This is a genomic window from Legionella qingyii (genome assembly GCF_003990155.1).
Lineage (GTDB): Bacteria > Pseudomonadota > Gammaproteobacteria > Legionellales > Legionellaceae > Legionella > Legionella qingyii.
In genome coordinates this window covers 1-12,761 of sequence record NZ_RZGX01000024.1, presented here as the reverse complement: position 1 = coordinate 12,761, position 12,761 = coordinate 1, and the positions used below count along the sequence as shown (strand labels likewise).

Genomic DNA, 12,761 nt, shown 5'->3' with positions numbered 1-12,761 from the left:
GCAAAACCCGGGTTCCGCTTCGCTTCACCCAGGCTAAAAATCACTCTTAGACTTCTTTAACTTCGATAATACTCACTTCTTCATCGGGTACATCAGCGTGTCCCATACGTTGCCCAGTTTTTACTTTAGCAATCGCATCTACAACGTCCATACCCTCAACTACCTCACCAAATACACAATATCCATATCCTTGCATATGATCACCACTGTAGTTCAAAAATGCATTATCAGCGACATTAATAAAAAATTGCGCTGTTGCAGAATGTGGATCCATAGTTCTTGCCATTGCAATAGAACCTCGTTTATTGGGCTTAGCGTTCTTAGCTTCGTTTTTAATAGGCTCACGAGTTGATTTTTGTTTCATCTCTGAGTCAAGTCCACCACCTTGAATCATAAAGCCTGCGATAACACGATGGAAAATTGTATTATTATAAAAACCGCTGCGCACATAATTAAGAAAATTTTCTGCTGTAGCTGGAGTATTTTCTGTATCTAACTGTAGATGAATATCACCTTTAGATGTGCTAATTACAACCATTAATATCTCCTGTCATTTTTTAAATAAATTGATGAATCTTAGTATAGGTAAAAAGACTATGCTTTTTACAGGATATTATTCGTAATATGACTTAAATGCATGAGTGCCTTTTAATTCACACGTTCGTTAATTATTAACTCACGCATTTTATCACAAACATCATGCATTACATGAACATTATGAATGCTTGCCAATGCTGTAAATAAATTTGCTTTTTGTTTTGTTAACTGATGTAGATAAGAACGTGAATAGTTACGGCAAGTGTAACATGTACACTGTGCCATAATCGGCGACATATCATTAGCAAAGCATGATTTTTTTATTTGAATGCGTTCATTCTCATACTCACTGGCAAAACGCAACCAATTGCCTTCTCGAATCAATTCACCGCAATATAAAGATCCATGTCGCGCATTACGCGTCGGAGCAACACAATCGAACATATCAATTCCTTCAGCGACTACATCCAAAAGGTCCTGAGGTGACATTCCAACACCCATGGTATATCTTGGTTTATTTTCGGGTAAGTAATCGCGCACCCAGCGTATAACTTCCACCGTAGTTTTCATATCAAAGCCAATAGTTTCACCACCTATTGCAATCCCTTCGGTATCCATTGAAGAGACAAAATCCGCACTTTCACGACGTAAATCTTTAAAAGTTCCGCCTTGAATAATGCCAAAAAGCGCTTGCTCATAACCATAGCGTGAATTGGGATATTGTTGATGATAATGTATGGATTGGTTTAACCAACGATGAGTACGCGTCATGATATGACTGACCTCATCTTTAGTACAACTATCCGGCGTGCACTGATCAAAGGCCATAATAATATCCGCACCAATAATCTTTTGGGTTTCTAAGGACATTTCCGGCGTCATATGAATTAGCCGCTGACTCCCAGGCAATCGAAAATGCGCGCCATCCTCATCAATCGTACAAATTTCTTTATTCTTGGATAAACTAAAAACCTGAAAGCCGCCACTATCCGTTAACATCGGTCCATGCCACCCCATAAAAGGATGCATTCCTCCCGCTTTTTCGATGACCTCCATACCTGGGGCACATAACATATGATAGGTATTACCCCCTAAAATGATTTGACTGTGTGCGTCATGCAATTCAGCGGGAGTCATATTGTTTACACCAGCACGCGTACCAACTGGCATAAAAACTGGTGTTATAAATTCACCGTGAGCTGTAGTAACACGCGTCACTCGCGCTTGAGTAGATGAGTGTTTATGCAACACATCGCAAGAAAAGGTTTTCATCGGTTAGAAATAATTCAAAAATGCCGATAATAGCTAAGTCAAACTCAGATTACCAGCATTAGCCCTGTTAATAATTAATCAATAGACTACTTTCGCAATGCACACAGGTGAGTAAAAGTCGGGGAGAAATGGAGCAAAAATCAGTGTGTACACGCGAAATGCATGAGAATCAGAGCACCGAATCAACAGAGCAATTTGCCACTCCAGTAGAGTTTCGAAAGAAGTCTAATCTATGATATCATGCGCAAAACCTATGGAAGCATGGCCCTATTAATCCAAATTCTAAAAAGGATATATGTATATGCCCAGTTCAAATTCAAATTTATTCATGATCGATATAGAAAGTAATGAACTTTCAGACATTGAACGGGAAATCATAAAACATCCTCTGGTAGGTTCCGTGATTCTTTTCACTCGTAACTTCTCAAGTCCACAGCAGTTAGAACATTTAATTTGTGAAATTCGCGAAATCAATCCTAATATTTTTATAGCAACCGATCATGAAGGTGGTTTTGTGCAACGTTTTATGCGCCATGGATTTCGTGCTTTGCCTGCTCCTCGCGTTTATGGCGATACCTATGATCTTAACCCGGAAGTCGGCATCAGACTTGCAAGACAATACGGCGAAATTATGGCCAAAGACCTATTAACTTGTGGTGTGGATTTAAGTCTTGCCCCAGTCCTTGACCTACATGATAAAAATCTTATTATTGCACGTTTAGATCGTGCTTTTCACCATAATCCTGATGTGATTGTCACTTTAGCTGGTGCTTTTATTGAAGGGATGAATGCGGCTGGTATGCCAGCTGTTGCCAAGCATTTTCCAGGACACGGTTCGGTCAGTGGGGATTCACATAGCACAATGCCGGTTTCTCTTGCCTCGATGGATGAGTTGAAAACCAAAGATTTAAAACCATTTATCGAGCTAATCGATAAAGGACTGCTTAGCGCAGTCATGCCCGCGCATGTAACTTATAAGGCAGTTGATGCAAATAAGCCTGCTGGCTTTTCAACCATTTGGTTGCAAGAGATATTACGCCATGAATTAGATTTTACAGGTTTGGTTTTAAGCGATTGCTTGAGCATGACCGGTGCCGATATAGGCAATTTAATGACCCGAACAGAAGAAGCCCTTAAAGCAGGTTGTGATATGTTGATCGTCTGCCACCAACCACGGCAAGTATTGTTGGAGTTATTGCAAAAAATTACTTTAGCTCAATCACCCGAATCAGCCGCTCGTATCGCTCACTTTAAAAATCAGATGCTTCGCTTCGCACATCCGGAAACAAATCAACCCAAGTCTTATTTATCCTCGATAGTGCCAGAATGCGCTCCAGCTACTGTTAGCAAAAATCTGCAATTCAATACTTCAAAAACAATTTAACAAAATGCTCATATAGCCTGGATGCAGCGCAGCGAAACACAGGTTTTAGGACATAAACAAACCGCTCAATCCTGGGTTCTATTTTGCGGCACCCAGGCTACAAAGCACGAGCTTAAAAATTATCTTCGTGAAGCGCTCTTCGTCGGGTATGCCAAAATAAAAAACATCCCATTAGTACCATGAATGAAAAGTATAGAGCACACCATCCTGGCATTGATATTCCCAGCATCTGCCAACTTACCTCAGCACAATCGCCGCTACCCCAAAATAGAGTTTTTACTACAGTTTGCCAGGGAAAATAACGGATTAAAACATCGAGACCAGGCATACACGCAGGCGCCTCGCCCGCAGGTAAAGACTGTAACCATAATTGGCGTAAAGCAAAAAATAAACCGGCACACGCAATAAGACTTTGTAGAAAACTAATAATATGCGCCTTTTTTAAGGTTTGAAAGCTCAATCCCATAACGGCCAACAACAAAAAGACACAGATGCGCTGCATGATGCATAAAGGGCAAGGAATAAGACCAACAACGTATTGAAAGTAAAAAGATGCAAATAATACAAACACGGTCAGTGTTGCATTGAGCGTTTGAATTCTTCGATAAGTAAGCTTTCTCATGATTTTGGCAACATATAAGATATAGCTGCTTTAAGATCATCATCACTGCATTTAATACACGTTCCTTTTACAGGCATAGCATTTAAACCTTTTATTGAAGAAGCAAGTAAATCATTTAATTCTCTCTTGACTAAACGCGGTTTCCAATCCTGTTCATTTCTGAATTTTGGTGCTCCCGCGAGACCGTCTCGATGACAAACAATACAATATTGCTGGTACGTGTCTTGTCCGGGTTCTTTTGTCGCTACATTACTAATTGCCTTATTATCTGTCTGAGCCTGACCTTGTACAGTGACCTTTCCTACAGGTTGAATTCTTAATTGAATTTCTCGTTGTTGCGATTCTTCACTTGCATACACCACAAATGAAAAACAAAACAATGATATTAAAAACTGCAACCTCATGCCGATACACCTCATGATAATAATTTAGGATAATACCTAGAAGTGAATTTTTTTTCCAGCAGGATCAAAATCAAATAAGTGGAAAATCATCTTGTATCCAGGAAACAATCTTCAAACTATAATGGATCGTTAAAAAAACTAAGGAGCAAAAACATGGTCCAAGCAATTCCTGAAGGCTTTCATACCGTAACGCCAGCCTTTACTTTTAAAGATTGTGCGAAAGCAATTGAGTTTTATAAACAAGCATTTAATGCTAAAACACTACATATTTTCCCTTCCTTGGATGGAAAAGGCATTATGCATGCTCACATTCAAATTGGTAACTCGATTATTATGATGGGTGATGAAATGGAAGGAGAGGGTTGCTCCAAAAGTGCTGAAACGCTTGGAAAATCACCAATCACACTTTTTGTATATGTTCCTGACGTAGACTCCTTTTTTCAACACGCTGTAAATGCTGGAGGTCAAATAACAATGCCTGTAGCGGACATGTTTTGGGGGGATCGTGCCGGGTTAATTAAAGATCCTTTTGGCTACTCGTGGATGATTGCCACACATACCAAAGATCTAACCGATGAAGAAATCAGGAACAATGCAGCAGAGGCATTCGCCTCTATGGAAAAAAATAAGCTATAAGGATTTGAAATGTCAGACTACACCATACAAGACTCTATTTTGCTCATTGCCGATCCTAAGATAGTTGCCATTCCGGTGATTGATAATCACGACCCGATGATTGATTTAATGAATCATCCTGAGATTAGCTATGGTCCGTCTCCAGAAATACCGAATAATACTGATTACACCAAAATGCGAAAAGCGGTTTATGAAAAACTAAACCAAGCCCAATCCTTGTTACCTAAAGGATTACGTTTTTGCTTGTATGAAAGCTACCGTAGTCTGGCATTACAAAAATTGCTTTTTGATACACGTTATGGAAAAGTTAAAAATAAACATCCCGAATGGTCATCAGAGCAGATTTTTACTGAAACAACACGACTGGTCTCCCCCGTCATCAACCTGGATGGTTCACCCAATATTCCACCTCACTCGACAGGCGCTGCAATTGATGTCTATTTAATCAATGAACAAGGAGAGGCCATTGACATGGGAATTCATCCTAAAGATTGGATGGAGGATTTAGACGGTTCTCTGTCATTAACTGCTTCAGAAATTATTACTCACGAAGCAAAACAAAATCGAAAAATCATGTGCCATGTCTTAGACACTGTAGGTTTCGTCAATTATCGCAATGAATATTGGCATTGGTCGTATGGAGATCGTTATTGGGCCTACTATAAACAACAACCTTATGCCTTTTACGATAATTATAAATAATCTAATTTTTATAACCCAGGCAAAGAGCGGCCACATTGTAACGCCATTCGACAACTATCGGAAAATTAGGTTATATTTCAATGGTATTGATTGATTATGGATGTTTAAAATAAGGAAAGGAAAGGATATGACAAATACAAATGAAATTTACACCCCAAGCACGTTAAGACGAAATTGGGGTTGGCTTTTGGGATTAGGAATATTACTTGTTTTTCTAGGTTGTGTAGGCTTGAGCATGGTCATCGGGTTGACCTTAGTTAGCATGTATTTTTTTGCTGCCTTATTAATTATTTCTGCGATATCCCATTTTATTGATATTTTCAAACATCGAGACTGGAAAGGTATCTTCTGGCAAACAATAATTGCAGTTTTATACCTAATCGGAGCTGGTGTTGTTCTTTATGATCCCTTTTTAGCATCTACTTTAATTACTGCACTCTTAGCTGGCGTGCTCATTGTTATTGGCATCACACGAATAATTCTTGCCTTTTCTTTAAAAGACAGCAAAGGATGGGGTTGGTTATTATTTGCAGGAATTATTGCTATTATTCTTGGTGTGTTAATCATCATGCAATGGCCAATTAGCGGCTTATGGGTTATAGGAATGTTCATTGCTATTGATATGATTGTAAATGGATGGACTTACATTTTTATCGCTCTTTCTGTACGTGCATCTGTGTAATGAACATAGTATGATACTGCATGCTCTTCAAAATGCGGTATCATATGTACTCAAGAACCCTACGCATAGCAACCCGCCAAAGCCCTTTGGCTTTGTGGCAAGCCAATCATGTTCGAGATTTATTGTTAAATAAATGGCCGAATCTGCAGATTGAACTATTACCTATGAGCACATCTGGAGATAAGTTCCTCAAGGATAAGCTTCTCACTGTTGGCGGCAAGGGTTTATTTGTCAAAGAGCTCGAAGAAGCTTTGCTGGACAAAAGAGCTGATTTTGCTGTTCACTCTTCAAAAGATATGCCCGCGGAATTTCCTGAAGGCCTCGGTTTGGCTGCGATCTGCAAAAGAGACAATCCATTTGATGTCTTTGTCAGTTACCAACATACCGATTTACAAACACTCCCCCCACAAGCTATTGTTGGAACCTCAAGTCTTAGGCGGCAATCTCAATTATTGGCGTACAGGCCGGATTTAAATGTTAAGTCCTTACGAGGAAATATCAATACTCGACTTGAGAAACTGAAAGCAGGAGAATTTCAAGCAATTATCCTTGCTGCTGCGGGTCTTGAGCGTATGGGATTTACCGATCTAATAACAGAACAATTATCTGCTCAAATCATGCTTCCTGCGTGTGGTCAAGGCGCTCTAGCAATCGAATGCAGAAGTGACGATCATGAAATGCAAGCACTGCTTGCCGAACTTAATGATCCAGTATCCTCTATTTGTGTACATGCAGAGCGAAAGGTCAATGCCCTCTTGGGTGGTAATTGTCATGTTCCTTTGGCAGTTTTTTGTGTCCCGATAGCAAGCAATCAACTTTCCTTACAAGCAAAAGTTCTAACTCTTGATGGTTCGCAAATCATTAAGAGCGAGCAAATAGGCCTCTTGGATCAGGCAACACACTTGGCTGAACTTTGCGCCCAAACGTTGTTAGCTCAAGGAGCCGCAAACATTCTGGCATCAGTACCAAAATGAACAGCTCCCTACTCGGTTTACGCATTTTAAATACTCGCCCACAAGAGCAGGCACAGCCGCTGAGTCAAAGCATTCGCGACGCGGGAGGCGTCGTAATTGAACTACCCACTCTAGAGATCCAAGCAACCGATAGTAACTGGATCAATTTATTGCCTGATTTAAAAAAAGTAGACCAAGCCATTTTCATTAGCGCCAATGCCGTTCATTATTGTTTTACTCAATTAAACAGTCAAAATATTAAATGGCCATCTTCAATTCAAGTCATTGCAATCGGTCAAGGTAGTGCTGCAGCACTCCAAAAATTTGGCATACAAGTCAACGCAATCCCCGATATACCTGATAGTGAACATTTATTGGCATTAAAAACATTACAACAACCAGCCAAACAAAACGTACTACTATTTAAGGGCGAGGGAGGCAGGCCACTTATTGAGGAGCAATTAATAGAAAGAGGAGCGAACCTGATTATTCTTAAGGTATATAAAAGGGTGATCCCTAAAATTAGCTGCAATTTGATTGAGTCGATATGGCGCAATGATTTAGTGGACATTATACTGTTAACAAGCGAACAGTCTCTGCATAACCTTTTTAAACTGTTTGATAAAGAGGCCCAGGAATGGCTCCGTAATAAAAAATGGCTCATGATCAGCGAGCGCCTGGCTCAAGTAGCTTCATCGATGAATATAAAAAATATCAGAGTTTGTAACCCTAATCGGGTGATGAATACATTGTTTGATTACGTGAAAAAGGATTAACTTATGGCAAACGGCAACGAAGATCAAATACAAAAAGTAAAAACAACACTCAGTACTGCTCAAAATGAAAAGACAAAACCTCAAAATAATTCTACTGGGTGTAAAAATAAATACCTGATATCTACCATTGCCTTTATATTTGCATTAGGAGGATTAGGTGTTGCTGCCTATACTCTTTCCAAGAACAATCAATTGCAAAATCAATTAAGCAAGGCGCAAAATACTTTCTCCACCCAGCTACAACAATTGGAGCAAAGTCAAGACCAAGTCCAAGAACAAATCAATGTAAGAGCAAATAAGGCCGAAGAAACACAAACACAATTACAAGCCAAATTTGAAAATTTAAATAAGCAAATCCAAAATGCAATGCAGCAAAAGTTCTATCAAAATCAGGATTGGCTTCTCCTCAAGGCACGTTATTATCTTGAGTTAGCACAGATCAATGCACATTGGAGCAACGAAATTGACTCAACAATAGCATTGTTGGAGCAGGCTGATCAGCTCTTAAATCAATTAAACGACCCTAAAATTTTGAATATCCGCCAAGCAATAGCTAAAGATATAGCACAAATTCAAGCTCTACCCTCTGTCGATATTGCTGGATTGCTTAGTCAATTGGATGCAGCGCAAAACAGCATTAACGATTTGAGCATCCCATTACCGGTAAGTGGAAATACACCACCGAAAGAAAAGACAACAGTCCCAGCAAATGACTCTTCTACATGGAAAATTCGTTTACAAAGCAGTATGAATGTGCTGGAAAAGCTTGTTGTAATTCGACGACATGATCAAGGGATTGAACCACTGATGTCTCCTTTATTTGAAGCCTTAGTTAAAGAAAAGCTCCGCCTCAATTTCCAGGAAGCGCAATGGGCTGTTCTTAATAATGAGCCTTTTGTTTATCAACTGGTTCTAAATCAAGCGATTAGTAGTCTTAAAACAAATTTTAATGAAAACAAGCCAAGCACTGCCACTTTAATCAGAAAGCTGACTGAGTTACAGCAAACGAATATCACTCGAAAAAGACCAGCGATGGGTTCTGCGCTCCCCATGCTCAATGAATTGATTGAAACTAAAAAGACTCCAGGGACTCAATCTTTAAATCATGAACAAGGAGGAAATCAACCATGATGCGTATTATCTTGGCCTTCTTGATCTTACTCGGCTCCGTAGCTTTAGGAATTCAACTCAATAAAGACCCTGGCTATGTATTAATTGCAATCAACCAATGGACCATTGAAACTACGGTCTGGGTAGCTGTCTTTGGTATCATTATTTTATTCATTGCCATGTATCTTGTTTTGCGCTTATGTCAGAAAATTTCTCATACCCCAAGTACATTAACGCAATGGCATTCGAAACGGCTTGCTCAAAAAGCACAGGCAATTACTCGAAAAGGATTAATTGAATACAGTGAAGGATATTGGTTAAAAGCCAAAAATCATTTGATTCAAGCCTTGCCGAATACGGACACACCTTTACTTAATTATTTAACAGCAGCTCGCGCCGCCCAAAAAATGGGAGACAATCAATTACGCGATGATTATCTGCGTGAAGCACAACAATCGATGCCTGAGGCTAAAATTGCCGTTGAACTAACCCAAGCAGAATTGCAACTAGCCAATCATCAATGGGAGCAAGCTCTGGCAACACTCAAGCATTTACATGATATAGCCCCTCGTCATCCTTATGTTTTAAAGCTCATAATGCAACTTTATCAAGAAGTAAAGGACTGGCCTCAGCTCATTCATATTTTGCCTGACTTAAAAAAATATCAGGTTGTTAATCCACAAGAATTTGAATTATTACAGTACAATGCTTATTTACAGCGGCTTATTGACCTTGTTAGGCAAAATCAACACGAGGCAGTGAATACGTTCTTCCATTCATTACCCAAAGCTTTAGCTAATGAGCCCAATATCATAGCAGAATATGTTCGATTCTTATTAAAAAATGCTGATTATACTACCGCAAGCGACCTATTACGTCGTACACTGCGCAAAGACCTCAGTCCCCAATTGATCGGGCTCTATAGCCTATTACCAATAGATGAAAAACAACTGGCTTTTGCTGAAGGATTACTGAAAAAAAATGCTCATTCAGCGGCACTTTATTTATGCTTGGGACAAATCTGCATGAAACGAAAATTATGGGGAAAAGCCAAATATTATCTTGAAAAATCAAACGAGATAGAGCCTACCGCTTTAGCCTATGAAACTCAAGGGCAGTTACATGAAAAGCTTGGCGAAGAAGCGCTTGCTTGTAGAAGCTATAAGCAAGGCTTAGCATTAACAACAAAAGAAATTTAAACCTATGTTTAGAAATGGAACTGCTTCTCCACCATAAATAAGAAGAAGGCTGATTAGGCCTTCTCACCTTTGATGCCAGATTTAAGCTAAAGTTCTAACACAAACTATTGTGACTTAGATCAGTGTCTGATTTAGTTCGACGCCACCTATACCTATATCTGTATATGTTCCTTGTAATGATAGAGTCGCATCTGTTTGGCCTGAAATTATAGCAGTTGAACTATCTACTGTTGCAGTTGAACTATCTACTATTGCAGTTGAGCTATCTACTATTGCAGTCGAACTATCCACTGCGGTCACAGTTAAACTATCTGCTACTGTCATAGTTGAGCTATCTATTGTTGTAATAGTTGAACTGCTATCAGCAGCTGCCACACTTAAAACACTTTGTGCACTTACATCTAAAATACTATCTTGTGGAGTTAAGTCAATTGTGGGAACAAGTGCAGCGGAATCAAGAGAACTCCCAGTTAAAGCACCTTGCAATGCGGGATCAGTTGCATATGCATAGTTTGTATCTCCTACAGTTTCAACAATACGATCAAGGCTCACCACTCCGGGACCTGACTCACCCCCTGCATAAGCGAGTGAACCATCTAACGCTGTCGTAGTTGAACTATCTAACACTGCCGTTGTACCATCTAACAATGCGGTTGAACCATCCACCACTGTCGTAGTTGAACTATCTAACACTGCCGTTGTACCATCTAACAATGCGGTTGAACCATCCACCACTGTCGTAGTTGAACTATCTAACACTGCCGTTGTACCATTTAACAATGCCGTTGAACCATCCACCACTGTCGTAGTTGAACTATCTAACACTGCCGTTGTACCATTTAACAATGCGGTTGAACCATCTACCACTGGCACAGTTGAGGCACCTGCCAATGTCAAAGAGGAATCACCTGCAAATGTCAAAGAGGAATCACCTGCAAATGTCACAGTTGAACCACCTGTCACAGTAATAGTTGAACCACTTGTCACTGTAATAGTTGAACCATCTGCCGTTGTTACTGTCATTGAACCACCTGACACTGTCACTTTCATATTTGAACCATCTGCCAATGCTATGGTTTCGCCATCTGTCAATGCCATAGTTTGACCAGCTGTGAATATCAAAGTTGAACCCCCTGTTCCTATCGTAGTTGAACCATCTGTTCCTATCGTAGTTGAGCCACCTGTTCCTGTCGCAGTTGTACCATCATTTGCAGAAGCTAGTGATCCTGAATCAATTGTAGTAACGGGTTTTATGGTAACTAATTGAGTTGTAGTCGCTGTAGCTACTGAGTCCTCTACGGTGGAGTAGGCTTTTATTGCTAATTCAAGGTTGGTTGAGACAGTTAAGTCCCCGCTTACCATAATGGCAAGATCCTGCAATTGGCTCGCACTGAGCGTATAAGTACCATCGGTATTAGCTACTAAAGCAGTCCCTCCTGAACTTAGAATCGCGCCATCAGGAACATTGTCAATCGTTACTGACAACGAGTCTGTGGTATTTCCCACTGGAAGTGCAGCGTTTATATCAAGAGCTATTGCGGTATTTGCATCTCCAGAGACCGCTTGCGCACCTAAGATAGGAACATCCGCAACAGGATTAACGGTCACCGTTTGAGTTGCCGTCGCGGTGGCTACTGAAGTTCCTACGGCAGAGTAAGCCGTTATTGCTAATGCAAGATTGGTGGTGCTGGCCAATTGGTCATTTACCGTAATGGCCAGATTCTGCAATTGGCTCGCACTGAGCGTATAAGTACCATCGGTATTAGCTACTAAAGCAGTCCCTCCTGAACTTAGCGTCGCGCCATCAGGAACATTACCAATCTTTACTGACAACACATCCGTGGTATTTCCCGCTGGAAGTGCCGCGCTTATATTAAGGGGTATGGCTGCACCCTCATTCCCGGAGACCGCTTGCGTATCTATGATAGGAGCATCGGCAACAGGATTAACAGTCACCATTTGAGTTGCCTTTGCAGTAGCTACTGAAGTTCCTACGGCAGAGTAAGCCGTTATTGCTAATGCAAGTTTGGTGGTGCTGGCCAATTGGTCATTTAACGTAATGGCAAGACCCTGCAATTGGCTCGCACTGAGCGTATAAGTACCATCGGTATTAGCTAGTAAAGCAGTTCCTCCTGAACTTAGAGTCGCGCCATCAGGAACATTACCAATCTTTACTGACAACACATCCGTGGTATTTCCCGCTGGAAGGTTTGCGCTTATATTAAGGGGTATGGCTGCACCCTCATTCCCGGAGACCGCTTGTGTACCCAAGATAGGAGCATCGGCAACAGGATTAACAGTAACCATTTGAGTTGCCTTTGCAGTAGCTACTGAAGTTCCTACGGTGGAGTAGGCCGTTATTGCTAATGCAAGTTTGGTGGTGCTGGCTAATTGGTCATTTAGCGTAATGGCAAGACCCTTCAATTGGCTCGCATTGACGGTATAACTACCATCAGCATTACGCACCAACGCAGTCCCTCCTGA

13 protein-coding genes are annotated in these 12,761 nt (G+C 40.6%); 8 read left to right on the top strand and 5 right to left on the bottom strand.

Annotated features, from left to right (window positions below):
* Nucleotides 1–46: 46 nt before the first annotated feature.
* Nucleotides 47–538 (bottom strand): peptidylprolyl isomerase, encoded by a 492-nt coding sequence (locus tag ELY20_RS14785; RefSeq protein ID WP_110143598.1) that lies wholly within the window; start codon nucleotides 536–538, stop codon nucleotides 47–49.
* Between the two features lie 110 nt (nucleotides 539–648).
* Entirely contained in the window at nucleotides 649–1,809 is a 1,161-nt protein-coding gene (gene tgt, locus ELY20_RS14780; RefSeq protein WP_110143599.1) for a tRNA guanosine(34) transglycosylase Tgt, read from the bottom strand.
* Between the two features lie 301 nt (nucleotides 1,810–2,110).
* On the opposite strand from tgt, the gene nagZ reads away from it, so the two are divergent.
* Nucleotides 2,111–3,193: a beta-N-acetylhexosaminidase gene (nagZ, locus tag ELY20_RS14775; RefSeq protein ID WP_110143600.1), complete on the top strand. Its 1,083-nt coding sequence runs from the start codon at nucleotides 2,111–2,113 to the stop codon at nucleotides 3,191–3,193.
* A gap of 112 nt (nucleotides 3,194–3,305) precedes the next feature.
* Here nagZ and ELY20_RS14770 read toward each other — a convergent pair whose 3' ends face one another.
* Both ELY20_RS14770 and ELY20_RS14765 read right to left on the bottom strand, forming a co-directional pair.
* Complete coding sequence (locus ELY20_RS14770) at nucleotides 3,306–3,815, bottom strand: disulfide bond formation protein B (RefSeq protein WP_110143601.1); 510 nt, start codon at nucleotides 3,813–3,815, stop codon at nucleotides 3,306–3,308.
* Nucleotides 3,812–4,219, bottom strand: coding sequence for a c-type cytochrome (locus ELY20_RS14765; protein WP_110143602.1), 408 nt, complete (start codon nucleotides 4,217–4,219; stop codon nucleotides 3,812–3,814). The genes ELY20_RS14770 and ELY20_RS14765 overlap by 4 nt, the downstream gene beginning before the upstream one ends.
* Before the next feature lie 153 nt (nucleotides 4,220–4,372).
* On the opposite strand from ELY20_RS14765, the gene ELY20_RS14760 reads away from it, so the two are divergent.
* The 7 genes from ELY20_RS14760 to ELY20_RS14730 all read left to right on the top strand — a co-directional run bounded on the left by ELY20_RS14760 (nucleotide 4,373) and on the right by ELY20_RS14730 (nucleotide 10,277).
* On the top strand, nucleotides 4,373–4,855 hold the full coding sequence (locus tag ELY20_RS14760; RefSeq protein WP_110143603.1) for a VOC family protein: 483 nt from the start codon (nucleotides 4,373–4,375) through the stop codon (nucleotides 4,853–4,855).
* Nucleotides 4,856–4,864: 9 nt separating this feature from the next.
* The gene (locus tag ELY20_RS14755; RefSeq protein WP_110143604.1) at nucleotides 4,865–5,557 is read left to right on the top strand and encodes a M15 family metallopeptidase; all 693 of its coding nucleotides are present in this window, start codon (nucleotides 4,865–4,867) and stop codon (nucleotides 5,555–5,557) included.
* A 127-nt stretch (nucleotides 5,558–5,684) separates the two neighbouring features.
* The gene (locus tag ELY20_RS14750) at nucleotides 5,685–6,239 is read left to right on the top strand and encodes an HdeD family acid-resistance protein (RefSeq protein ID WP_110143605.1); all 555 of its coding nucleotides are present in this window, start codon (nucleotides 5,685–5,687) and stop codon (nucleotides 6,237–6,239) included.
* A gap of 44 nt (nucleotides 6,240–6,283) precedes the next feature.
* Nucleotides 6,284–7,213 (top strand): hydroxymethylbilane synthase, encoded by a 930-nt coding sequence (hemC, locus tag ELY20_RS14745; RefSeq protein WP_110143606.1) that lies wholly within the window; start codon nucleotides 6,284–6,286, stop codon nucleotides 7,211–7,213.
* Nucleotides 7,210–7,968, top strand: a complete 759-nt coding sequence (locus ELY20_RS14740; protein WP_110143607.1) for a uroporphyrinogen-III synthase — start codon at nucleotides 7,210–7,212, stop codon at nucleotides 7,966–7,968. The genes hemC and ELY20_RS14740 overlap by 4 nt, the downstream gene beginning before the upstream one ends.
* A 3-nt stretch (nucleotides 7,969–7,971) precedes the next feature.
* Complete coding sequence (locus tag ELY20_RS14735; RefSeq protein WP_110143608.1) at nucleotides 7,972–9,099, top strand: uroporphyrinogen-III C-methyltransferase; 1,128 nt, start codon at nucleotides 7,972–7,974, stop codon at nucleotides 9,097–9,099.
* Nucleotides 9,096–10,277 (top strand): heme biosynthesis HemY N-terminal domain-containing protein, encoded by a 1,182-nt coding sequence (locus tag ELY20_RS14730; RefSeq protein ID WP_126955308.1) that lies wholly within the window; start codon nucleotides 9,096–9,098, stop codon nucleotides 10,275–10,277. The genes ELY20_RS14735 and ELY20_RS14730 overlap by 4 nt, the downstream gene beginning before the upstream one ends.
* A gap of 114 nt (nucleotides 10,278–10,391) precedes the next feature.
* Here the strand turns inward: ELY20_RS14730 and ELY20_RS16810 are convergent.
* A partial coding sequence (locus tag ELY20_RS16810) for a beta strand repeat-containing protein (protein ID WP_158618893.1) occupies nucleotides 10,392–12,761 on the bottom strand: 2,370 nt, incomplete at its 5' end.